Annotated in this window: 21 protein-coding genes; 6 read left to right on the forward strand and 15 right to left on the reverse strand. The window is 64.0% G+C overall.

The window, feature by feature from the left end; translation table 11 throughout:
* Window positions 1–95 precede the first annotated feature (95 nt).
* The 10 genes from AC13FW_RS06035 to AC13FW_RS06080 form a co-directional block, all read right to left on the reverse strand.
* On the reverse strand, window positions 96–557 hold the full coding sequence (locus tag AC13FW_RS06035) for a DUF6491 family protein (RefSeq protein WP_482988512.1): 462 nt from the start codon (window positions 555–557) through the stop codon (window positions 96–98).
* Window positions 558–666: 109 nt separating this feature from the next.
* Window positions 667–1,377 carry a lipoprotein-releasing ABC transporter ATP-binding protein LolD gene (gene lolD / locus AC13FW_RS06040; protein WP_482988513.1) on the reverse strand — a complete coding sequence of 237 codons (711 nt, stop codon included), beginning with the start codon at window positions 1,375–1,377 and terminating at the stop codon, window positions 667–669.
* Complete coding sequence (locus AC13FW_RS06045; RefSeq protein ID WP_282268798.1) at window positions 1,370–2,611, reverse strand: lipoprotein-releasing ABC transporter permease subunit; 1,242 nt, start codon at window positions 2,609–2,611, stop codon at window positions 1,370–1,372. The genes lolD and AC13FW_RS06045 overlap by 8 nt, the downstream gene beginning before the upstream one ends.
* A 24-nt stretch (window positions 2,612–2,635) precedes the next feature.
* The gene (locus tag AC13FW_RS06050) at window positions 2,636–2,821 is read right to left on the reverse strand and encodes a hypothetical protein (protein WP_482988514.1); all 186 of its coding nucleotides are present in this window, start codon (window positions 2,819–2,821) and stop codon (window positions 2,636–2,638) included.
* Between the two features lie 214 nt (window positions 2,822–3,035).
* Entirely contained in the window at window positions 3,036–3,290 is a 255-nt protein-coding gene (locus AC13FW_RS06055; RefSeq protein ID WP_482988515.1) for an FAD assembly factor SdhE, read from the reverse strand.
* A 161-nt stretch (window positions 3,291–3,451) separates the two neighbouring features.
* On the reverse strand, window positions 3,452–4,237 hold the full coding sequence (locus tag AC13FW_RS06060) for a succinate dehydrogenase iron-sulfur subunit (protein ID WP_282268791.1): 786 nt from the start codon (window positions 4,235–4,237) through the stop codon (window positions 3,452–3,454).
* 18 nt (window positions 4,238–4,255) lie between these two features.
* Window positions 4,256–6,046, reverse strand: coding sequence for a succinate dehydrogenase flavoprotein subunit (gene sdhA, locus AC13FW_RS06065; RefSeq protein ID WP_296250431.1), 1,791 nt, complete (start codon window positions 6,044–6,046; stop codon window positions 4,256–4,258).
* Between the two features lie 3 nt (window positions 6,047–6,049).
* Window positions 6,050–6,433 (reverse strand): succinate dehydrogenase, hydrophobic membrane anchor protein, encoded by a 384-nt coding sequence (sdhD, locus tag AC13FW_RS06070; protein ID WP_282268787.1) that lies wholly within the window; start codon window positions 6,431–6,433, stop codon window positions 6,050–6,052.
* The gene (gene sdhC, locus AC13FW_RS06075) at window positions 6,430–6,822 is read right to left on the reverse strand and encodes a succinate dehydrogenase, cytochrome b556 subunit (RefSeq protein WP_057626052.1); all 393 of its coding nucleotides are present in this window, start codon (window positions 6,820–6,822) and stop codon (window positions 6,430–6,432) included. The genes sdhD and sdhC overlap by 4 nt, the downstream gene beginning before the upstream one ends.
* 54 nt (window positions 6,823–6,876) lie before the next feature.
* Window positions 6,877–7,050, reverse strand: coding sequence for a DUF1674 domain-containing protein (locus AC13FW_RS06080; RefSeq protein ID WP_303746729.1), 174 nt, complete (start codon window positions 7,048–7,050; stop codon window positions 6,877–6,879).
* 39 nt (window positions 7,051–7,089) lie between these two features.
* Here AC13FW_RS06080 and ygfZ point away from each other — a divergent pair, with 39 nt between their 5' ends.
* The gene (gene ygfZ / locus AC13FW_RS06085; protein WP_482988516.1) at window positions 7,090–7,950 is read left to right on the forward strand and encodes a CAF17-like 4Fe-4S cluster assembly/insertion protein YgfZ; all 861 of its coding nucleotides are present in this window, start codon (window positions 7,090–7,092) and stop codon (window positions 7,948–7,950) included.
* A 286-nt stretch (window positions 7,951–8,236) separates the two neighbouring features.
* Here the strand turns inward: ygfZ and AC13FW_RS06090 are convergent, their stop codons facing one another.
* On the reverse strand, window positions 8,237–9,331 hold the full coding sequence (locus AC13FW_RS06090; protein ID WP_482988517.1) for an ABC transporter ATP-binding protein: 1,095 nt from the start codon (window positions 9,329–9,331) through the stop codon (window positions 8,237–8,239).
* Between the two features lie 185 nt (window positions 9,332–9,516).
* On the opposite strand from AC13FW_RS06090, the gene zwf reads away from it, so the two are divergent.
* The 5 genes from zwf to eda all read left to right on the forward strand — a co-directional run bounded on the left by zwf (window position 9,517) and on the right by eda (window position 15,556).
* On the forward strand, window positions 9,517–11,088 hold the full coding sequence (gene zwf, locus AC13FW_RS06095; RefSeq protein ID WP_482988518.1) for a glucose-6-phosphate dehydrogenase: 1,572 nt from the start codon (window positions 9,517–9,519) through the stop codon (window positions 11,086–11,088).
* Window positions 11,085–12,092, forward strand: a complete 1,008-nt coding sequence (gene glk, locus AC13FW_RS06100) for a glucokinase (RefSeq protein ID WP_296250446.1) — start codon at window positions 11,085–11,087, stop codon at window positions 12,090–12,092. The genes zwf and glk overlap by 4 nt, the downstream gene beginning before the upstream one ends.
* Window positions 12,089–12,808 (forward strand): 6-phosphogluconolactonase, encoded by a 720-nt coding sequence (gene pgl / locus AC13FW_RS06105; RefSeq protein ID WP_482988519.1) that lies wholly within the window; start codon window positions 12,089–12,091, stop codon window positions 12,806–12,808. The genes glk and pgl overlap by 4 nt, the downstream gene beginning before the upstream one ends.
* A gap of 138 nt (window positions 12,809–12,946) precedes the next feature.
* Window positions 12,947–14,857, forward strand: a complete 1,911-nt coding sequence (gene edd / locus AC13FW_RS06110) for a phosphogluconate dehydratase (protein WP_482988520.1) — start codon at window positions 12,947–12,949, stop codon at window positions 14,855–14,857.
* Between the two features lie 39 nt (window positions 14,858–14,896).
* On the forward strand, window positions 14,897–15,556 hold the full coding sequence (gene eda / locus AC13FW_RS06115; RefSeq protein WP_482988521.1) for a bifunctional 4-hydroxy-2-oxoglutarate aldolase/2-dehydro-3-deoxy-phosphogluconate aldolase: 660 nt from the start codon (window positions 14,897–14,899) through the stop codon (window positions 15,554–15,556).
* Window positions 15,557–15,869: 313 nt separating this feature from the next.
* Here eda and AC13FW_RS06120 read toward each other — a convergent pair whose 3' ends face one another.
* The 4 genes from AC13FW_RS06120 to AC13FW_RS06135 all read right to left on the reverse strand — a co-directional run bounded on the left by AC13FW_RS06120 (window position 15,870) and on the right by AC13FW_RS06135 (window position 22,148).
* Window positions 15,870–19,019, reverse strand: a complete 3,150-nt coding sequence (locus AC13FW_RS06120; RefSeq protein ID WP_482988638.1) for a discoidin domain-containing protein — start codon at window positions 19,017–19,019, stop codon at window positions 15,870–15,872.
* 128 nt (window positions 19,020–19,147) lie between these two features.
* Window positions 19,148–19,984 carry a carbohydrate ABC transporter permease gene (locus AC13FW_RS06125; protein WP_482988639.1) on the reverse strand — a complete coding sequence of 279 codons (837 nt, stop codon included), beginning with the start codon at window positions 19,982–19,984 and terminating at the stop codon, window positions 19,148–19,150.
* An 11-nt stretch (window positions 19,985–19,995) separates the two neighbouring features.
* The gene (locus AC13FW_RS06130) at window positions 19,996–20,877 is read right to left on the reverse strand and encodes a carbohydrate ABC transporter permease (protein ID WP_481533074.1); all 882 of its coding nucleotides are present in this window, start codon (window positions 20,875–20,877) and stop codon (window positions 19,996–19,998) included.
* Window positions 20,874–22,148, reverse strand: a complete 1,275-nt coding sequence (locus tag AC13FW_RS06135; RefSeq protein WP_482988640.1) for a sugar ABC transporter substrate-binding protein — start codon at window positions 22,146–22,148, stop codon at window positions 20,874–20,876. Before AC13FW_RS06135 ends, AC13FW_RS06130 begins: the two co-directional genes overlap by 4 nt.
* Window positions 22,149–22,150: the final 2 nt, after the last annotated feature.

A 22,150-nucleotide genomic window follows, 5' to 3' on the forward strand; every position in this document is an offset into this window, starting at 1 on the left:
AGTGCCGAGCCATGCTCGGCAGGGGCTTTACCGACAACGGTTGGTCCGCGCATGAAGGCCCCTGCCGAGCATGGCTCGGCACTACAGATGGCATCTCACTCCGTCTCTGTGCCCTGATCTGCAGCGCGCTCGGAGATCTTGGCCTCACGCAGCTCTTTCTCGGAGGCGCGCAGGCTCTTCTCGTCCAGTGGCTGGATGCTGTCGATCCGGCACGGCACACGTGCCATCGGGCCGCCACCATGCACGATCACGCGGTCAAAACGCGCCGACACCTGCCCCATCATGTTGGTGATGCTGATCGCCGGGGCGAATGACAGGTCCATGCACGGCCCGCTGAGATTCAACAGCCAGGCTTCGTTGGGCTTGGTCCATACCGCCAAGGCGCTGTCGCCCAGCTCGGTCCAACCATTGAGCGAACCGAAGTATCTGAAGTTCTTCACCGGCTCACCGGCGTGCGCGCGATAGAGATCAAGCCGCTCGGCGCTGGTCAGCTTTCCCGTCGTTGCACAGCCACCAAGAACGGCGGCCAACAGCATCGCAACAAGCATTTTCTTCATGACAGCAATCCTCATTGAAGGAAACAACCCGACCCCATGAAGCAGCTAGTACTTACCCAAGCATGCTAGCCCCATGGCGGCCACGGGACCAACACCTCCCTTTCGCGACTCAAACCCCGCTACTGGCCAACTCGTGCAGCCGGCCCTGGCGCAGCTCCAGCACGCGATCCAGCTTGCGCGCCAGACTGCGATCATGGGTGACCAGAACCAAACTGGTGCGGTGGACCCGATTCAACTCCAGCATCAGGTCGAACACGGTACCGGCAGTCTTGTCGTCCAGGTTGCCAGTGGGCTCATCACCCAACACGCAGCCCGGCTGGTTCACCAGGGCGCGGGCAACCGCGGTGCGCTGGCGTTCGCCGCCGGACAGTTCGCCCGGCTTGTGATCCAGCCGATGGCCCAGCCCCACCGACTCCAGCAAGCCCTTGGCGCGGGCGCTGGCAGCGGCCGGGTCGCTGCCGCCCAGCATCACCGGGATCATCACATTCTCCAGCGCGGTGAACTCCGGCAGCAGGTGGTGGAACTGGTAGACAAAGCCCAGCGAGCTGTTGCGCAGCTTGCCGCGCGCGGCGTCGGACAGGGCCGACATGCGCTGCCCGGCCACATAGACTTCGCCCGCCGTCGGAACATCCAGGCCGCCCAGCAGGTGCAGCAAGGTGCTCTTGCCCGCGCCCGAGGCACCGACGATGGCCACGGTCTCGCCGGCGGCAACGTTCAAATCCAGGCCGTCGAATACCGGTGTGTGCATCTTGCCTTCGGCATAGGTCTTGCCCAGACCCTCGGCGCGGATTACCGATTCCATCAATGCGTTCTCATTCATAGCGCAGCGCCTCCGCCGGCTGGGTGCGGGCTGCGCGCCACGCCGGGTAGATGGTTGCGGCAAAGCTCATCAGCAGCGCCACCACGGTGATCACGACGATATCGCCGGTCTGCATGTCGGTCGGCAGGCCGGTGATGTAGTACACATCCTCCGGCAGCAGCTTGATGTTGAACACGGTCTCGATCAGGCCGAGGATGCGTTCCAGGTTGAGGGTCAAGGTGATGCCGCTGATCACGCCGACAATGGTGCCGAACACGCCGATCAGCGTGCCCTGCACCATGAACACCTGCATGACGCCACCGGGCGTGAGGCCAAGCGTGCGCAGGATGGCGATATCGGCCTGCTTGTCGGTCACCAGCATCACCTGCGAAGACACCAGGTTGAATGCACCCATTGCCACGATCAGCGACAGCAGGATGCCCATCACCGTCTTTTCCATACGCAACGAGTGGTAGAGATTGGCGTTCTCCTGGGTCCAATCGCTCACCCGGTAATAGCCGTTGAGGTTGACTGCCAGATCGCGGGCCACGGTATAGGCCTGGTCCATGTCGTGCATCTTCAGGCGCACGCCGGTGACGCCGTCCATGCGCAGCACGCGCTCCATGTCCTGCATGTTGGTGAAGGCGACGCCGCGGTCGACTTCATTGGAGCCAGCCTCGAAGATGCCGCTGACCTTGAAGCGCTTGACCCGCGGCATGGCGCCCATCGGCGTGCCCTGCACTTCGGCCAGCGTGGCCACGACGCTGTCGCCGACATCCACGCCCAACCAGATCGCCAGCTCCTTGCCGACCACCATGTTGAATTCGCCGGGCTGCAGGCTGTCCAGCTTGCCCTTGGTCATCTTCTCGGCCAGCACCGAGACCTTGGATTCCTGCGCCGGGTCAACGCCCTGGATGATCGCGCCCTGCACCCGCAGGCCGCTCAACATGCCCTGGATCTCGATATACGGCGCGGCACCGGCCACTCGCGGATCTTTGGTCGCCACGTCGATGGCGTGCTGCCAATTGGCCATCGGCTCGCCATCGGCACTGACCGTGGCGTGGGCCGACATCTGCAGCAGGCGGTCGCGGATTTCCTTCTGGAAGCCGCTCATCACCGCCAAGGTGGTGATCAGCACCATCACCCCGAGCGCGATGCCGAGGATGGAAGCCATGGAGATGAAGGAGATGAAGCCATTGCGGCGCTTGGCGCGCAGATAGCGCAATCCGATTGCGACAGGTAAGGGTTTGAACATGCGTGTCTGCCCGTGAACTGGTAGCTATGGTGCCATTCCCGGCGGCTGGCGGGAAACGCCATGCGCCTTCACGGCCAGTCGCAGTTCACGTCGCTGCGCCCTGGGCAGCGTATCGGGCCAGAACAGCAGCTGTTGGCGGCGTTTGCCCTGCCGCCAGCGCAGCACCAGCAGCGGTCCGCGCTCGAGCAGTTCGACCTGCCCAACAGGCACTCCATCAACGCTCGGCGCCCCCGGCGGTGGCGGTATCAACAGGTCCCGGCATGGCCTTCGCCACTCAGCCCGCGCCTGCAGCAGCCCACAGCCAAGCACGCACACGGCCAACGGCCAGGCATGGCCCGGCTCCAATCTACAGTTCAGTATCGAAATGGCGGCCAGTACCGCCAGGCCAAGGATCGCGCAGATCAGCCAGCGTGATGGACGCCACTCACACCGGAAGGGCGCGGATGTAGGCGATGAGCTGCGCCTGCGACGCATCCGGACAGACCTCGTAGCCCATGGACCAGCGCCACAACTTATCGTCTTCGGTGTCCAGCAACTGCAGGAAAACCTCGCGCTCGGCCACAGGTGCTTCCAGCCAGCGGCGGTCCAGATAACGGCCGAACAGCTGATCGAGCTCGCGCATGCCACGCCGACAGCGCCAGCGCAGCTTCTTCAACAGGATTTCGTCTTCGGTCTGCATGGCTTCGGATACCTCGGATACCAGAGCCCCTCTCCCGCCGGGAGAGGGGTTGGGGTGAGGGCTGGAGCGAAGCTCCCGCGAAATCGAGGGAAGCAGGCGTCACCCGTACCCTCATCCGCCCCTGCGGGGCACCTTCTCCCGAAGGGAGAAGGCAGAACACATCAAGCGCGACGCGCCATCATCAGCTTCTTGATCTCGGCAATTGCCAGTGCCGGGTTCAAGCCCTTCGGGCAGGTGCGTGCGCAGTTCATGATGGTGTGGCAGCGGTACAGCTTGAACGGATCTTCCAGGTCGTCCAGGCGTGCGCCGGTGTCTTCATCGCGCGAGTCGATGATCCAGCGGTAGGCCTGCAGCAGGATCGCCGGGCCCAGGTAACGCTCGCCGTTCCACCAGTAGCTCGGGCAGCTGGTCGAGCAGCAGGCGCACAGGATGCACTCGTACAGGCCGTCCAGCTTCTTGCGGTCGTCCGGCGACTGCAGGCGTTCGCGGTCTGCCGGGGCCGGGGTCTGGGTGCGGATCCACGGCTTGATCGAGGCGTACTGCGCGTAGAAGTGGGTCAGGTCCGGAACCAGATCCTTGACCACGTCCATGTGCGGCAGCGGGTAGATCGGCACTTCGGCCTTGCCGCAATCGGCAATGGCGCGGGTGCAGGCCAGGGTGTTGGTGCCGTCGATGTTCATCGCGCACGAACCGCAGATACCCTCGCGGCAGGAGCGACGGAAGGTCAGGGTCGGATCAATCTCGTTCTTGATCTTGATCAGCGCGTCCAGAACCATCGGGCCGCACGCATCGAGGTCGATCTCGTAGGTGTCGGTACGCGGGTTCTGGTCGCCATCGGGGCTCCAGCGGTAGATCTTGAAGGTACGCGTGTTCTTCGCGCCGCCCTTGGCGGGGAAGTGCTTGCCCTTGGTCAACCGGGAGTTCTTCGGGAGTGCAAATTCAGCCATGTTCGTAAGTTCCCCGGATCAGTAGACGCGCGGCTTCGGCGGCACCACGGACACGTCATCGCTGAGCGTGTACATGTGCACCGGGCGGTAATCGAAGCTGCACTTGCCCTTTTCGTCGACAGTGACCAGCGTGTGCTTCTGCCAGTTGACGTCGTCGCGGTCCGGGTAATCCTCGTGCGCGTGGGCGCCACGGCTTTCCTTGCGCTGCTCGGCCGAGTTGATGGTCGCCACTGCGTTGAGCAGCAGGTTGTTCAGCTCGTAGGTTTCGATCAGGTCCGAGTTCCAGACCAGCGAGCGGTCGGAAACCTTGACGTCCTGGAACGAATCGAACACTTCCGCCATCTTCTGGCAGCCTTCTTCCAGCGTCTTGCTGGTGCGGAACACCGCTGCATCGTTCTGCATGGTGCGCTGCATGTTGTCGCGGATGACCGAAGTCGGCGTATCGCCATTGGCGTGACGCAGCTTGTCGAGCAGGCCCAGGGCCTTGTCGCAGGCATCCGATGGCAGGGTCTTGTGCGGTGCACCCGGCTTGATCGTCTCGGCGCAGCGGTTGGCCACGGCGCGGCCGAACACCACCAGGTCGAGCAGCGAGTTGGAGCCCAGACGGTTGGCACCGTGCACGGACACGCAGGCCGCTTCGCCGATGGCGTACAGGCCCGGCACCACTGCATCGGGGTTATCGCCGACCTTGCGCACCACTTCACCGTGGTAGTTGGTCGGGATGCCGCCCATGTTGTAATGCACGGTCGGAATGACCGGGATCGGCTGCTTGTGCACGTCCACGCCCGCGAAGATGCGCGCGCTTTCGGCAATACCCGGCAGCTTGTCGTCGATCACGCCCGGGCCGAGGTGGGTCAGGTCGAGCAGGATGTGATCCTTGTGCTCGCCGACGCCGCGGCCTTCGCGGATTTCGATGGTCATCGAACGCGACACCACGTCACGCGATGCCAGATCCTTGTAATGCGGTGCGTAGCGCTCCATGAAGCGCTCGCCACTGCTGTTGCGCAGGATGCCACCCTCGCCTCGCACACCTTCGGTGATCAGGCAGCCGGCACCGTAGATGCCGGTCGGGTGGAACTGCACGAACTCCATATCCTGCAGCGGCAGGCCGGCACGGGCCACCAGGCCACCGCCGTCACCGGTACAGGTATGCGCCGAGGTGGCGCTGAAGTAGGCACGGCCGTAACCGCCGGTTGCCAGCACCACGCCCTGCGAACGGAACAGGTGCAGGGTGCCTTCGGCCATGTCCAGGGCGAGCACGCCACGGCAGACGCCTTCGTCGTCGAAGATCAGGTCGAGTGCGAAGTACTCGATCATGAACTGCGCATCGTGCGCCAGCGACTGCTGGTACAGGGTGTGCAGGATGGCGTGGCCGGTACGGTCGGCGGCGGCGCAGGTACGCTGCGCGGACGGGCCTTCACCGTACTTGGTGGTCATGCCACCGAACGGACGCTGGTAGATCTTGCCTTCTTCGGTGCGCGAGAACGGAACGCCGTAGTGCTCCAGCTCGATGATGGCCGGGATGGCCTCACGGCACATGTACTCGATGGCGTCCTGGTCGCCCAGCCAATCCGAGCCCTTGATGGTGTCGAAGAAGTGGTAACGCCAGTCATCCTCGCCCATGTTGGCAAGCGCGGCGGAAATACCGCCCTGTGCTGCCACGGTGTGCGAACGGGTCGGGAAGACCTTGGTGATGCAGACAGTCTGCAGGCCCTTCTGGGCCAGGCCGAACGTTGCACGCAGGCCAGCGCCACCGGCGCCGACGACGACCATGTCGACCTTGTGTTCAGTGATGTTGTAAGCGGACATGTATCAGTTCCCAAACGCGATGCGGGCAACCGCAAAGATGCTGACGATGGCGCCGAGCACGGCGACGAACTTGACCGTGGTCTGCAAGGCCAAGGCCATCAGCGAGTTGTGGATGTAGTCCTCGAGGACCACCTGCAGGCCAAGCTGGGCGTGCCAGAACATGGCGACCAGGAAGCCACCCAGCAGGATCGCGTTCCACGGCTTGGCAATGGTTTCCACGGCAGTGACGTAATCGGCGCCCATCAGGCTCAGCACCAGGCACAGGAACCAGATGGTCAGTGCGACCAGGGCGGTCGCGGTCAGGCGCTGGTGGACGAAGTGCTCGGTACCGGACTTGGCGCTGCCAAGGCCACGCGCATTCTTCAGCGGGGTGCGGTACTTGCTCATGCGGCAGCTCCCATGCAGACGTAAGCCCAGATCAGCGCGGTCAGCACCAGCGAGGCAATCACCGACATCCAGCTGCTGCGGATGAAGGTAGCCTTGGCGTAGCCGATGGCGAAGTCCTGCACGATATGGCGGATGCCATTGCACAGGTGATAGGCGAAGCACCAGGTCCAACCGAACAGGATCACCTTGCCGTACCAGGCGCTGGCGTGGGTGGTGAAGCAGTTCCAGGACTCAGGTCCCATCATCAGGGCGAACAAGCCGCCCGCGATGATCAGGGAACCGACAGTCAGAATGATGCCGGTTACTCGATGCAGGATCGAGGTGGCCATCTGGATCTGCCAGCGATACACCTGCAGGTGCGGAGAAAGGGGGCGGGGTCTGTTCGCCATTCGCTGACTCATATCTCGGCTGGGCGGCTCAATGCCGCGTTGGCTCAACGCTGCTCAGAAATCTATGCAGCGCCCGTTTTTCTCCCAATCGCCATACCGCACCGGATCGAGTCCGCCGCGGCCGCCTATTTCCTGAGGCACCGGCGTAACCTCGGGAAGCGGCTGCTTCTCGGGGCCCAACGGGGCTTCAGCTTCGGGCTCGGGAGTGGGGGTTGTTTGGCCTATCATTGGTGGTCTCGCAACGCACAAATTTTAGTCCTCAGTCACGTGTCTGACAACCTCGCCCCTGCTTTCACCGGTTTCCGCACACTTTCCAAGGCTCAGATCGTGAGTCTTGCGGGAGCCGATGCGGTCGCTTTCGCCCAAGCCCAGTTCGCCAATGACGTGCCCTCACTGGCCGACGGTCATTGGCAATGGAGCGCCTGGCTGACCGCCAAAGGCCGCGTGCTGTCTATCTTTCAGCTTGTAAGGGTGGACGCGCAGACCCTGCTGCTGATCTGCCACGACGGCGGCGGCGAGGCCATGGCCGAGCAACTGCGGCGCTTCGTGTTCCGCCGCAAGGTCGTCATCAGCCATGCCAGCACGCTGACAGTGAATGCCGCGCTGGAAACGCCCGGTCAGGCGCGTGGCGCGCAAATAGCGCAGCTGGCCGACGGCGTCATCGAACTGGATATGGGCAGCGCAACGGTGCCGCGAACGCTGCAGATCAGCAGCGCAGCAAGCTCCGTTGACGACATGACGGCTGAATTGGCGTGGCGTCAATACGACCTTCGTTTCGGCCTACCCCGCCTCGAGGATGCGCAGCGTGAGCAATGGACGCCGCAGCAACTGGGGTTGGATCGCCTGAACGCCTACAGCGTCAAGAAGGGCTGCTATCCCGGCCAGGAGATCGTTGCCCGCACCCATTTCCTGGGCAAGGCCAAGCGCTCGCTGGCGCTATTGGAATGCGCATCATTCGCAAACTCCGGTGATGCAGTCCAGCACGGCGACAGCAACATCGGCAGCGTCGCCTGTGTGGCCGGCGCATTGGCGCTTGCAGTGCTGCCACTGGAGTTGCCGGAAGGCCCACTGCAGGTCAATGGCGAGATCGCCAGCATCCAGCCGCTGCTGGAAGGCCTGGCGCGCTGAAGCCCGGTAGTGCCTTGCGCTTCACCTGTAGTGCCGAGCCATGCTCGGCAGGGGCTGTACCGGTAAAGCTCCAGCCGAGCATGGCTCGGCACTACACAGGCACTGCCGGCCAACTGATGCAGGAGCGGCGCAAGCCGCGAAGCCACGGCTACATCAAATCGCGAAGAGCCTTACCCCTCCCCCTTGCCTGCGGCAAAGGGAGGGAGCAGAACCGTAGTGCCGAGCCATGCTCGGCTGGGGCCTTATCGGTAAGGCCTCTACCGAGCACGGCTCGGCACTACAGAGATCAAGCTTCCGCTTCGATGCGGCTGCCACTGCCCGCATCAAAGAAGTGCAGCTTCGATGCGTTCACCTCAACTGCAATCTCCTGCCCGACCTGCGGCAGCTGCTGTGGCGGCACCCGCATGATCAGCGCCTGCTCGCCGTAGCGCAGATTGACGAAAATCTCGTTTCCGACCGGCTCCAACCCTTCGATGCGCGCGTTGAACGCGGCTGCACCACCACCGGGCTGCAAGTGCTCGGGCCTCACGCCAACCACCAACGGCTTGTCGAACCATTGCGCGCCCAGTGACACGGCGCCGAGTGCAATACCAAGCCCCTCATCCAACCACAGCACCGCCGAGCCCGCTTCGTCACGCCGCAGTTGCCCACGCAACATATTCATCGCCGGACTACCGAGGAAGCCCGCAACAAACAGATTGACCGGCCTGTCATACAGCGCCATGGGGGTATCGATCTGCTGGATCACCCCCTCATTGAGCACGACGATGCGCTGGCCCAGCGTCATCGCCTCGATCTGGTCATGGGTGACATAGATCATCGTCGTGCCGAGCTTGCGATGCAGCTGCGCGATCTCGGTGCGCACCGAGTGACGCAGCTTTGCATCCAGATTGGACAGCGGCTCATCCAGCAGGAACACCGCCGGCTCGCGCACCAGCGCACGCCCCAATGCAACGCGCTGACGCTGGCCACCCGACATCGCACGCGGCACCTTGTCCAGCATCGACGTCAGACCCAACGAATCGGCGGCTTCCCGCACACGACGCTGCACCTCGGCCTTGTCGTGGCCGCGCAGCTTCAAACCGAAGCCCAGGTTCTCGGCCACGGTCATATGCGGGTAGAGCGCGTAGTTCTGGAACACCATCGCGATGTCCCGATCCTTCGGCGCGACGTCATTGACCACCCGCTCGTCGATGCGCAGCTGGCCTGCACTGATCTCCTCCAGCCCCGCCACCATTCGCAGCAGTGTGGACTTGCCGCAGCCCGACGGCCCCACCAGCACCATCAACTCGCCATCGGCGATGTCGAAACTGGCCCCGGCAACGGCGACCTGCCCGTTGTCATACACCTTGCGCACACCGTCGAATTGAACCTTGGCCATCACTACCTCGTTGCGAGTCGAAACCTGATGCGGCGAAACACTTGCGTCACCGCAAGAGAACAGTTTCCTGCAATCGTATACATCCGAAACATTGTGCACGGTAAGCATATTCATATGGCACCATCACAGTCGTTCCTACATGGCACCTGAGCTCCGCTGCACGGACCTGCTCCCGCCCTCGCGGCATGCTGCATTGCACAAGCCCAGACTGCCCCCGCCCGCCCCCTCGCGCCGAAGGACGCGGGCGTCCCAATCGCGGCGCAGGCCTTGAAGACGAACAATTGACAACGATGTCATCCGCACCCGAAACTCGCGCAATGCACGACACCCTCTTCCTGTTCGGTGCCACAGGCGATCTGGCCCAGCGCTATCTGTTCCCGTCCCTGCTACGCCTGCTTGGCGACGGCCTGCTCCCTGAAGATTTCCGTGTGCGTGCGCTGGCCTTGTCGCCGCATGACACCGGGAAATTCCGCGACCTCCTGCGTCCGCGCCTGGAAGCAGCCATGCCGCATGCCAGCCAGGAAGACATCAGCAACCTGCTCAACCGTATCGACTACCGTTCGGTGGACCTGCGCAATGCCGAGTCGGTCGCCGAAGCGGTCAAGGACCTGGTCCACCGCAATTGCGTCAGCTATCTGGCAATCCCCCCGGGGCTGTACATCTCCACCTGCGAAGGCCTGGCACTGGGCGGCGCGCTGGCTGCACCCAACCGCCTGATGCTGGAAAAGCCGATCGGCTCGGACAGCGACAGCGCCGAGGAGATCCTGCAGTCGATCGGCAAGCTGATCGACGAAGACCGCGTGTTCCGCCTGGACCATTACCTTGGCAAGGCAGCGGTACAGAACCTGATGGCGCTGCGCTTCGGCAATACCTTGCTGGAAGCCGTGTGGAACCGTAACTACATCGCTTCGGTGCACATTCTTGTCGCCGAGAGCGACGGCGTGGATGGCCGCGACTCGTATTACTCGCGCTCCGGCGCACTGCGCGACATGGTCCAGAGCCATATCCTGCAACTGCTGTGCCTGGTGGCGATGGAACCGCCGGCATCGCTGGAAGCCGACCGCATCCGCGACGAAAAGGTGAAGGTGCTGCGCGCCCTGCGCCCGCTCGACGCCAAGCACGCGGCCAAGGACAGCGTGCGCGGCCGCTACACCGCCGGCACCATCAATGGCCAGCCCGCACAGGCTTACCAGCCTCCGGAAGGCAGCGAGGCCGAGACCTTTGTCGGCGTCACCGCACATATCGACAACTGGCGTTGGGCCGGCGTGCCGTTCCACCTGGTTACCGGCAAGCGCCTGCCCGAGCGCACCACCCGCATCGAGGTCAACCTCAAGCCGGTGACGCATTGGCTGTTCGAGCGCCCCGACCGCAAGAACGCCACCCCCAACCGCCTGACCTTCCAGCTGCAGCCGCAGGAAAACATCCAGCTCGGCCTGATGAGCTCGCTGGCCGGCCCGGAATGGGGAGCACTGGAACTGCAGCCGCTGGAACTGGAACTTTCCGTTCCCACCGGCCTGCACCGTCGCATTGCCTACGAACGCCTGTTCCTGGACGCCTTCAACGGCAACCACGCTCTGTTCGTGCGCGACGATGAAGTCCGTGCCGCCTGGGCCTGGATCGACAGCGTCAGCGATGCCTGGAAGGCCGCCGACCTGCCGATGGAGCCCTACCCGGCCGGCGGCTGGGGACCGCGCCTGGGACAGGACTTCCTGCCCGAATCCATTGCCGCCGAAGCAGGCCCGGAGCAGGGGCTGTGAGCCCCAGCACCGACCTGGTACTGGTAGCGGATATTGGTGGCACCAACGCACGCTTCGCGCTGGCCGACCGCGCCGCGACCGCGCCGCTGGATCAGGGCAGCATCGACGAGTATCCGGTGGCGCAGTTCGCGTCGCTCGCCGACGCCGCCGCGCACTACCTGCAGCAGCGCGGCGCGACCGCCAGCAGCGGAGTGTTCGCGGTAGCAGGCCGGGTCGATGGTGACGAAGCACGCATCACCAATCATCCATGGGTCATCTCGCGCGCGCGTACTGCCGAGCAGCTCGGCTTCAAGCAGCTGCATCTGATCAACGACTTCGTCGCCCAGGCCATGTCGATCGCATTGCTCGGCGTTGACGATGTCGTGCAGGTTGGCGGCGCTGGCTGGCAGCCCGCTGCGCTGGGCGAATCACGCAACTACTGCGTGCTTGGCCCCGGCACCGGCCTGGGTGTTGGCGGACTGGTGGTGCGCGATGGTCGCAACTACCCGCTGGCCACCGAAGGCGGCCATGCCAGCTTTGCACCGAACTCGCCCGAACAGATCCGCATCCTGGAAATCCTGTCAGCGCAGTTCGGGCGGGTGTCCAACGAACGCCTGGTCTGCGGTCCCGGCCTGGTCAACATCCACCGTGCCATCTGCGAGATGGCAGGTACCGATCCGGGCCTGCTGCAACCGGCCGAAGTCAGCGCACGTGCCGCCGAAGGTGATGTGCTGGCGGGTCGTGCGGTCGAAGTATTCCTCGAGATCTTCGGTGCGGTCGCCGGTGACGCGGTGTTGGTACAGGGCGCCTGGGACGGCGTGTTCCTGACCGGTGGACTGGTACCGCGCCTGCTGCAGCAGCTGCAGCATTCCGGCTTCCGTCAACGGTTTGAAAGCAAGGGACGCTTCTCCGCGACGATGTCGCAGATCCCTTCGATGGCCATCACCCATCCCTGCCCCGGCTTGCTGGGCGCCACTGCTTATGCGCTCGACATGCAGCGCGCCAATTCTGGAGTGACCGCATGAACGCCGCTGTTTCCGACCGCATCACACTTATCCGCCATGCTGACGAAGAGGCCTGGACCGAAGGTGTCGCCAAGGAAATGGCAGCCCTGCTGAGCGCGGAGATCGAACAGCGCGGGCGCGCCCGCATGCTGCTGTCCGGCGGCACCACGCCGGCTCCCATCTACGAACTGTTGTCCGACCAGGGGCTGGAATGGGCACGGGTTGAGGTTGGCCTGGCCGACGAACGCTGGCTTTCGCCGCAGGACAAGGACAGCAATGCCTGGCTGGTACGTGACAGCTTCCTGCGTCATGCCGAAGGTGCGCATTTTGACCCGCTGGTCCGCGTTGGCCTGCCGATCGCCGAATGCGTACACACCGCCAACCTGCTCGCCACGCATTCACAGCCACCCTGTCTGGTGGTGCTGGGGATGGGCAATGACGGCCATACCGCTTCGTTGTTCCCTGGCTCGCCCGACCTGCCGCAGGCACTGCAGAGCAAACACCCTTATGCGGCATTGGACGCGACCGGCTGCCCGGTGGCCAAGCACTGGTCCCTGCGCATCACCTTGACCCCTCATGGCCTGGCGTTGGCCAACCAGCGCCTGCTGCTGGTCCGCGGCAAGCAGAAGCTCGAGGTGCTCAACGCCGCACTTGCCTCCGGCGACGTGGACACCTTCCCGATCCTTGCTGCAATCAATGCGCCCGGCAACAAGCTGCGCGTGCATTGGTGTCCTTGAGCGGGAACCAGCGGATCCGGAACCGGGAATGGACCTCACCTGCCGCTCGCAGGAGCTGGAGATGGTCCTTCCCGAAACAGAGTCCGAAGCCCGCCGCTTCCCCAGCTGCACCTCCCTCCTCATTCCAGCCATAAAGCCATGCATCCGAAAATCCAAGCCATCACCGATCGCATCCGCCAGCGCAGCGCCCCGTCGCGCGCGGCTTATCTGGCCGGGATCGATGCCGCGCTGCGCGAAGGTCCGTTCCGCGCGCGCCTGAGCTGCGGCAACCTGGCCCATGCCTTTGCTGCCTGTGGGCCCACCGACAAGGACCGGCTGCGCGGTGACGTGACGCCCAACCTCGGCATCATCACCTCGTACAACGACATGCTGTCCGCGCACCAGCCGTTCGAGCATTACCCGGAGTTGATCCGTAATGCCGCACGCGAGCTGGGCGCAACCGCCCAGGTTGCCGGCGCGGTGCCGGCGATGTGCGACGGCGTTACCCAAGGCCGTGGCGGCATGGAACTGTCGCTGTTCTCGCGTGACGTGATTGCGCAGGCAACGGCGATTGGCCTCAGCCACGACATGTTCGACGCCACCATCTATCTGGGCGTCTGCGACAAGATCGTACCCGGCCTGCTGATCGGCGCCCTCGCCTTTGGTCACCTTCCAGCGGTGTTCGTGCCGGCCGGGCCGATGACACCGGGCATCCCGAACAAGAAGAAAGCCGAAGTCCGCGAGCGCTACGCCGCAGGCGAAGCTACCCGCGAAGAACTGCTGGAAGCCGAATCCGCCTCGTACCACGCACCGGGTACCTGCACCTTCTATGGCACCGCCAACTCCAACCAGGTCCTGCTGGAAGCGATGGGCGTGCAGCTGCCAGGCGCCTCCTTCGTCAACCCGGAACTGCCGCTGCGCGACGCGCTGACCCGCGCCGCCACCGCACGCGCATTGGAAATCAGCGCGCTCGGCAATGACTTCCGCCCGTTCGGCCACCTGATCGACGAGCGCGCCATCGTCAATGCCGTGGTCGCCTTGATGGCGACCGGCGGCTCGACCAACCACACCATCCACTGGATCGCCGTTGCCCGTGCCGCAGGCATCGTGCTCACCTGGGACGACATGGATGAGCTCTCGCAGATCGTGCCGCTGCTGGCCCGCGTCTATCCGAACGGCGAAGCCGACGTGAACCGTTTTGCCGCCGCTGGCGGTCCCGGCTTCGTATTCCGCGAACTGATGGACGCCGGCCTGATGCACGCCGATGCGACCACGATTGCCGAGGGTGGCATGCGCGCGTTCGCCCAGGAGCCACGCCTCACCGACGGCAAGGTCAGCTACGTGCCCGCCGCTGACGTCAGCGGCGACGAGGACGTGGTGCGCCCCGCCTCCAATCCGTTCGAAGCCCAGGGCGGCCTGCGCCTGCTGCGCGGCAATATCGGCCGCTCGCTGATCAAGCTGTCTGCAGTGAAGCCGCAGTACCGCACGATTGAAGCACCGGCCGTGGTCGTCGATGCACCGCAGATCCTCAACAAACTGCATGCCGCTGGCGCCCTGCCGCAGGACTTCGTCGCGGTCGTGCGCTATCAGGGCCCACGCTCCAACGGCATGCCGGAACTGCACTCGCTGGCCCCGCTGCTCGGCCTGCTGCAGAACCAGGGTCGACGCGTTGCATTGGTCACCGATGGTCGTCTCTCCGGCGCCTCCGGCAAGATCCCCGCCGCTATCCACGTTACTCCGGAAGCAGCACGCGGCGGTCCGATCGCGCGTATCCGCGAGGGCGACATCATCCGCCTGGATGGTGAAGCCGGCACCTTGGAAGTACTGGTCGATGCCGCGGAATGGGCCGCACGTGGCATTGCCGCCAACACCGCACCGGCCGGCTCGGACATGGGCCGCAACCTGTTCGCGATGAACCGCCGCATCGTCGGCCCGGCCGATCAGGGCGCGATCTCGATCTCCTGCGGCCCGGCCCGTCCGGACGGCAGCTTGTGGGACTACGACGCCGAATACGAACTCGGCCATGACCATGCCGCAGCCGCCGCCCCACACGAAGCCAACGACGCCTGAGATCCAGGATTCGCGAACACCTTTATCAAAGAGGACTCCATGAACATTGCCCAATACCAGGACCGCGCCGAGCAGCTGCTGAGCGCCGCCGGCATCCTGCCCGTCGTTACCGTGCACACCCTCGACCAGGCGCGCGCCGTCAGCGCCGCCCTGCTCGAAGGTGGTCTGCCCGCGATTGAACTGACCTTGCGCACGCCGGTGGCAATGGAAGCGCTGGCCATGCTCAAGCGCGAACTGCCGGATGTAGTTGTCGGTGCCGGCACCGTGCTGACCGTCGAGCAGATGCAGCGCTCCATCGATGCCGGTGCCGACTTCATCGTCACCCCGGGCACGCCCGCACACATGGCCGATGCCTTGGCGGCTGCGCCGTTGCCGGTGGTTCCGGGCGCTGCATCACCGACCGAACTGCTGGAGCTGGTCGCGCGCGGCTTCCGCATCTGCAAGCTGTTCCCGGCCACCGCCGTTGGCGGCCTGGCGATGATCAAGGGTGTTGCCGGTCCGATTCCGGAGCTCAAGCTCTGCCCCACCGGCGGCATCACCGAAGCCACCGCAGGCGATTACCTGTCGCAGAAGAACGTGGTCTGCATCGGTGGCTCGTGGATGGTGCAGGACAGCTGGATCCGCAACGGCCAATGGGACGAAGTGAAGAAGTCCGCCGCCGCTGCCGCCGCCATCGTCAAGCAGGCCCGCGCCAGCTGACACACCACAACATGTTTTGTGGGAGCGGCGTAAGCCGCGAAGCCGGCAGCATGGAAACCACCCGCATCTGCTTGCCAAGGTTTCGGACAGGAAGCCTGGTGCGTTTTATGCATTATCTGCACGCGACATCAGCTTCGCGGCTTACGCCGCTCCTACAGGCTTTCTGCGGGAATGCCCCTGCCGAGCATGGCTCGGCACTACAGCCGGGCAAAGGACGGCTGGTGCATTTGTTTTCTCAGATCCGACGGAAGCTCTTCCTCTCCCTCTCGTCGACTGGCCTGCGCCTCGGTGTTCGAGGCGCAGTTTTTACTGCTCAACGTCTGCTGCGCTCGCTGCGGCGCAGCTCGGCGGGAATCTCGATTTCGACCTTCGCCGGCAGGCTGCCGATATGCAGCTCATTGCCCAGCCACTGAGCCGGTTCGCCATTGATCGTCGCCTCTCCCGGCGTGCCCTCATAAGGCCATTGCAGCAACAGCCCCGCCGCCGGCAACCGCAGTCCTTCGGACACCTGCAAGGTCAACTGCTTGTCACTGCGCTGCAGCGAGTAACTCAACATCCCGTGCGAGGTATTCAAATCCTCGATGGCGATGCCCTTGCCCGTCAACCAGCTGGTGGGCACGCCCGCAGCGAGCACGATCGGACCATCGACATCACGCTCGTACGCGAACATATCCAATGCAGAACGCACGAAGTCCGACGCCACCCAGGCATGCGGCAGATCGCCGACGAAGAACGGCTGGCGCGGCGTCGAAGACACCACTTCGGCCCATTGATTCCATGCCGGCGGTGCACGGTCCTTGAGGAAGAACTCGGTGGCCTCCCACGCCCGCGCACGCCAACCAAGGCGCACGAAGGCGCTTACGTTGCGCCACTCGTATGGCGTGTAGTCCTTCCATTGCCGCTTGCCGTCACGGCGCTCGATGAAGTGCTGCCAATAGCGTTCGAAGGTATTGTCCAAGGCGGGCTGCGGCAACCTTCCCTGCTCGCCGCCTGGCGCCAACGCGATCGTGGTGGAGGTGGCATCGAAGTCCCCCAGCTCCACCGAACCAGGCAGGTAGTCGATCTTGTGCGCGGCCATTGCAGCACGCAGCGACTCGTCCAGGTCCTGACGGAACTGATCACGTGATGCAACCATCGCCAGCGCTTCGGTTTCCAGTCCCAGCGCTACCGCCATGTCGGCAGCGTCCTTGTAACCGCGCAGCGCCCAGAAGTTGTCCCAGTACGAATGCACCGGCTTGGCCGAATAGCCTTCGTGGCTGATCGAGGCCGGCATCATGCCGTAGAAGCCGGCTTTGCGCGCACGGTTTTCTTCCGTGCGCTCACTCAGCCGCAGCTGTTCCATGTAGTTCCATGCCATCTGCACACGCGGCCACATCTGCTGCAGGAAGGCAGTATCGCCAGTGTGCCGCCAGTACTCGGCGATGGTGTAGATCAACTCACCGTGGCTGTCGTTCTCCGGCACCGGATCGCTGCCGCGTGCATCCACGCAGCACGGCACCATGCCACTCTCGAACTGATACGGCGCATACCAATCCACGTACTGGCGCACCGCATCGGCGCGCCCCATCCGCAACAGGCCTTCGGAGATCATCGCGCCGTCACGGATCCAGCTGCGTGCGTAGGAACGCGTGCCCGGCTGCAGGCTCGGTCCAACCCGCGAGATCAGCATATGTGCGAGTGCGGTGCGCAGCGTATTGGCCAACGGCTGGCCCGCGTCTGGCACGCGCAGCTTGAGCTGATCAAGCTTCTGCCGCCACATCGCTGCGACCTGCTGCTGCGCCTTGTCGGCATCGAACCTGGCCGGCATCTGCCAGTTGCCGGTCTGCGGCAGCACCAACACCACCTCTCGACGCTGTCCCGGCTCCAGCTTCCAGTTGTAGACCAAGGCGCCCGACGCCAAGCCGGTGGCATCGCGAACCTCCTGCGTGATCGGCAAGTCCTTGTCAGCCAGGTGGGTGACAGCCAACTTGCTGTCGAAGCTGCTGGCAAAACCCGCATCGGCCGGAAGCGACGTATACACGCGCGGCTGGCCGTTGACGCTTATCTGCCCGGTCCGCACTGCGAGATTGTCGATGCGGCTGACGCCACCGACGGTGTTGAGGAACTGGCTGGGCGGATTGACCTGGAACGGCCGCACCGCAAGCGCCAGACGATACTCGTGCGCGACCTTGTCGGTGTTGTGCAGCTCATAGCGTGCCACCAGCTGTGCCTGGTCCGGCCGCCCCTGCACGAAGCCCGTGACATTCAGACCGAAGTGGTCGTGCTCCCAAGCCACCGACGGCATCGGCAGATAGCCATCCTGCAGACTCTGGCTGGACTTCACCTCCGCCCAGCCGATCACCTTGCCATCGAGCACGACGAACGGCTCGATGCTGAAGCCGCCTTTCATCGCCTCCAGCGCGCCATCCTCGCTGATCAGGGCCTGCTCGCGACCGCCGTCCAGGCCGAGGATGGTCCAGTACGGTTGCTCGCCGCTGAAGCCGCGCGGCAAGGAACCACGCGGCAGATCGGCAGCAACAGAACGGATGAAATCATTCGGGGTATTCGCAAACGACAGCGGCTTGAGGCTGATGTCGCGGATGCCATAACGCCAGTTCGGGCCATCGACCAGATCGAAGCGCAGGTAGCGCGCCTCGGTCTCCGGCAATGCCAGCCAATCCCTGCCGCCGGTGCCGCTGGTGACTTCACGCAGGGTTTTCCAGTCGCGACCATCCGCGGACGAGCGCACCACGTAGCGCGAAGCTTCCAATCCCGACGCCCATTGCACGACCGCACCACCGAACTCGCGCACCTTGCCCAGGTCCAGGCTGACCGTCTGCTGCTTTACGCCGCCGCTGATCCACAATGTGTCTGGTTTGCCGTCAGCAATGCGCTGCTGCAGCGCAGTGGCGGTATCGGCGATCACCGTGGTGGTCAGCGCCGAGTTGTCTTCCTTCGGCAGCGGCTGCAGGGTCAGCTGGTCGAAGCAGACCGTGCCGCGGCCGCCGACCTTGCTGTAAATGGTGAACTCCACTGCCGCACTACGACGCAAGGTCTTGTCCGGGTCCGGGCCCCAGGCTTTCTCGATATGCCGCTTGCGGTAGATGATGCGGGTCCAGCTCTTCGGGAAGTTGAAACCCGGACGATTGACCCACCAGACATTGTCGCCGCTGGCATCGACCAGCTTGAACTGCAGGTCGTTGGCCGGCGAGTCGCCGCGCAGGTCGAAGGACAGCTGGTAGTTCTCCGGCCAGGTCACATCCAACGGACGGCGGATGCCGACATAGCCGGACACCTCATGGAAGTCATAGTCCAGGCACAACGCACGCCCGCTGTTGCCGGCCACTGGACGCAGCGAACCGCTGACCTGCGGCGAGGTGATCAGCTGCCACGCACCGATATCATCGAACTTGGCGAGCACTGCAGCGCTGGCCGGCGGCACCCACGCCAGCAACAAGCTCAGCAGACCAATCACAAAACGCATATTCATCAGCAAAGTCCCGATTTACCACCAGCAAAACCTGCTGGATTTTCGCAAAGTTCAACGCCATCCGCGGCGGTTTGTTTCGTTTGGAAGTGCAGCGCCACAGCCTGCTTGCGGGCCGCGGTGCTTCAGCCCTTGACGCTGCCCAGCAGCAGGCCCTGGATGTAGTAGCGCTGCAACACCAGGAACAACAACAGCACCGGAAGCACCGTCACCACCGCGCCGGCCATCATCATTTCCACATCCATGATGTGCTCGCGCGACAGGCTGGCCAGCGCCACCGGCAAGGTGTAGTGCTCCTGGTCGGTCAACACGATCAAGGGCCACATGAAATCGTTCCATGCCCCCATGAAGGTGAAGATCGCCAGAGTCACCAGCACCGGTTTGAGCATGGGCAGCACGATCTGGAAGAAGATCCGTGCCTCGCTGGCGCCGTCGATGCGCGCCGCTTCCAGCAGTTCATCGGGAATCGAGCGCGCGTACTGGCGCACCAGGAAGATGCCGAACACGCTGGCCAAGGCTGGAATCACCACGCCACCGAAGGTGTTCACCAAGCCCATCTGCTTCATCAGCAGGAACAGCGGCAGCATCGCCACCTGCGCCGGGATCACCAATGCAGCCAGCAGCATCTGGAACAGCCGCTCGCGGCCGGCAAAGCGCAGCTTGGCAAAAGCATAGCCAGCCAGGGTGTTGAACAACAACGACCCCAGGGTGATTGCAACCGACACCAGCAAGCTGTTGACGAAGTTGTTGCCCATGCCGGTGCGGGCGAACAAGGCCTGGTAGTTGGCCACCGTGGTGTGCGCCGGCAGCAACGGCGGCGGGAACTGCGATGCCTGCCCGCTGGGCATGAATGACACCGACAACATCCACGCCAACGGCGCCAGGCTGATCACGGCCAACAGCAACAAGCCACCGTTCACCCACCACGCATGCCAACGCGACTGACCGATTTCGCGGCTCATACCGGCCTGGCTCATACCAGCTCCCTGCGCTTGCCGAAGCGCAACATCAGCGTGGTCACCGCCAGGATGATTAGGAACAACAGGAAGGCCACGGCCGAGGCGCGCCCCAGGTTCCACCACTTGAAGCCTTCCTCGAACATGAAATAGAGCACGCTCACGGTACTTTGCAGCGGATCACCGCGGGTCATCACATAGGGCTCGGCGAACAACTGGAAGTAACCGGACACGGTGATCACACCGACCACCAGCAGCACCGGCCCCAGCATCGGCAAGGTGATATGCAGGAACTGCTGCCAGCGCGAGGCGCCATCAATGCGCGCCGCCTCATACAGGTCCTTGGGGATTGCCTGCAGGCCGGCCAGGAAGATCACCATGTTGTAGCCGAAGTTCTTCCACACCGCGAAGCCGATGATGGTCGGCATTGCCCAGTTCGGGTCGCCCAGCCAGTCGATCGGATTGATACCGACCTGGCCCAATCCCCAGTTCACCAGCCCGTAGCGGGTGTGGAACAGATAACGCCAGATCACCGCCACCGCCACCAGCGTGGTCACCACCGGCGCGAACAAAGCGGTGCGGAACAGCGCCTTGAAGCGCGCGGCCGGGGCGTTGAGCAACAACGCCGCCCCCAGGGAAACAGCGATCGACAAGGGGACCCCGGCCACAACGAAGTACGCGGTATTGCCCAGTGACTTCCAGAACATCGGTGTCTGCAGCAGGTCGATGTAGTTGCCCAGTCCGTTGAAGCGCAGGTTGTGCGGGTCGGCCAAGGCGTAGAGATCGAAGTCGGTCAGGCTCAAGGCCAGCGCCGACAACACAGGCAGACCAAAGAACACGCCGATCACGATCAGCGCCGGTGCGGCAAAGACCCAGCCAGCCAGCGAGCCGCGCTTCATGGCGCTGCCTTCGCAGCTGCGCCGGCCTGCTGCTCGGCGATCCAACGGCGCTTGGCGAGGATGTCATCCACCTGCTGGTCCAGCTGCTCGACCGCCTTGTCCTGCGGCAGGCCGCCACGCACCACCTGCTCGGTCACCACCCGCATCTGCTGGGCAATGCGCTCCCACTCCAACACCTTGGGCGTGGGTTTGACGCGTTCCAGCTGGTCGGCAAACGCGGCTGTCAACGGATCGTGCTGCAACTCCGGCGACTGCCAGGCGCTGCGGCGCGGTGGCAGGTCACCAATGATCTTGTAGAAGCGCTGCTGGATCGCCGGCCGCGACAGGAACTCGATCAGCTTCCACGCCGCCTCTTTCTTCTGCGAGGAACGGAACACCACCAGGCTGGTGCCACCGGCAATGCCCGCACCAAGCCCGTCCGGACCGGGCAAGGGCGTGGCGCCCCATTCGCCTTCCAGGCCAGGTGGCTGGCGCTGGCGGAACTCGCGGATGTTCCACGGACCCGACAGGTAGAACGCGGTGAAGCCGCGGAAGAATTCATCCCAGACATTGGATATCTGGGTCTCGGACATCTTCGGCGCCCAGCCCTGCTCGAACATGTTGTCGTAGAAGGCCAGCGTGCGGCGGAAACCGGGGCTGCGGAAATTGCCGCGGGTATCACCATCGCGCAGCAGGGAATCCTCCTGCTGCAGCGCGAACGACAACTGCGGCTCGAACTCGTTCAAGGGCATCAGCACTGGGTAACCACGCGCGCCCATGACCTTCTTCAACGCTGCGTTCATCTGCTCCCACTCGGCCCAGGTCTTCGGCGGCTGCGCGTAGCCGGCCTGGCGCAGCAGGTCCTTGCGATAGAACAGCAGGCGCGTGTCCACGTACCACGGGATACCGACCAGCTGACCATCGACGACATTGGTATCCCAGATACCGGCGAAGTAGTCGGACTGATCGATGACGGTGGACGTATCTACCAGTGGCTGCAGCGGCGTCAGTGATTGCAAGGTCGCGAATTCGGCGATCCAGGTATTGCCCAGCTGGCAGACATCGGGAAGTCCGTCAGCCGCATACGCCGTCAACAACTTCTCGTGCGCTGCGGTCCACGGAATGTTCTGTACATCGACACGAATGCCCGGGTTCTCCGCCTCGAACTCGCGCACCAGCTCACCGACCACCTCGGCCTCGCGGCCCATCGCCCAGAACCGCAAGGTGGTGCCCTGCTCGGGCTTGGCACAGCCTGCGAGCAGCACCAACAACACGATGGCCAGCGCGCGGATCA

The organism is Stenotrophomonas sp. 21LCFQ19 (genome assembly GCF_056861425.1).

Excerpts from the sequence above, each read along its gene's own strand:
- AC13FW_RS06035 (WP_482988512.1), bottom strand. The coding sequence starts at position 557 with ATGAAGAAAATGCTTGTTGCGATGCTGTTGGCCGCCGTTCTTGGTGGC.
- lolD (WP_482988513.1), bottom strand. The coding sequence starts at position 1,377 with ATGAATGAGAACGCATTGATGGAATCGGTAATCCGCGCCGAGGGTCTG.
- AC13FW_RS06045 (WP_282268798.1), bottom strand. The coding sequence starts at position 2,611 with ATGTTCAAACCCTTACCTGTCGCAATCGGATTGCGCTATCTGCGCGCC.
- AC13FW_RS06055 (WP_482988515.1), bottom strand. The coding sequence starts at position 3,290 with ATGCAGACCGAAGACGAAATCCTGTTGAAGAAGCTGCGCTGGCGCTGT.
- AC13FW_RS06060 (WP_282268791.1), bottom strand. The coding sequence starts at position 4,237 with ATGGCTGAATTTGCACTCCCGAAGAACTCCCGGTTGACCAAGGGCAAG.
- sdhA (WP_296250431.1), bottom strand. The coding sequence starts at position 6,046 with ATGTCCGCTTACAACATCACTGAACACAAGGTCGACATGGTCGTCGTC.
- sdhD (WP_282268787.1), bottom strand. The coding sequence starts at position 6,433 with ATGAGCAAGTACCGCACCCCGCTGAAGAATGCGCGTGGCCTTGGCAGC.
- sdhC (WP_057626052.1), bottom strand. The coding sequence starts at position 6,822 with ATGGCGAACAGACCCCGCCCCCTTTCTCCGCACCTGCAGGTGTATCGC.
- AC13FW_RS06080 (WP_303746729.1), bottom strand. The coding sequence starts at position 7,050 with ATGATAGGCCAAACAACCCCCACTCCCGAGCCCGAAGCTGAAGCCCCG.
- AC13FW_RS06090 (WP_482988517.1), bottom strand. The coding sequence starts at position 9,331 with ATGGCCAAGGTTCAATTCGACGGTGTGCGCAAGGTGTATGACAACGGG.
- zwf (WP_482988518.1), top strand. The coding sequence starts at position 9,517 with ATGCTGCATTGCACAAGCCCAGACTGCCCCCGCCCGCCCCCTCGCGCC.
- pgl (WP_482988519.1), top strand. The coding sequence starts at position 12,089 with ATGAACGCCGCTGTTTCCGACCGCATCACACTTATCCGCCATGCTGAC.
- edd (WP_482988520.1), top strand. The coding sequence starts at position 12,947 with ATGCATCCGAAAATCCAAGCCATCACCGATCGCATCCGCCAGCGCAGC.
- eda (WP_482988521.1), top strand. The coding sequence starts at position 14,897 with ATGAACATTGCCCAATACCAGGACCGCGCCGAGCAGCTGCTGAGCGCC.
- AC13FW_RS06120 (WP_482988638.1), bottom strand. The coding sequence starts at position 19,019 with ATGCGTTTTGTGATTGGTCTGCTGAGCTTGTTGCTGGCGTGGGTGCCG.
- AC13FW_RS06125 (WP_482988639.1), bottom strand. The coding sequence starts at position 19,984 with ATGAGCCGCGAAATCGGTCAGTCGCGTTGGCATGCGTGGTGGGTGAAC.
- AC13FW_RS06130 (WP_481533074.1), bottom strand. The coding sequence starts at position 20,877 with ATGAAGCGCGGCTCGCTGGCTGGCTGGGTCTTTGCCGCACCGGCGCTG.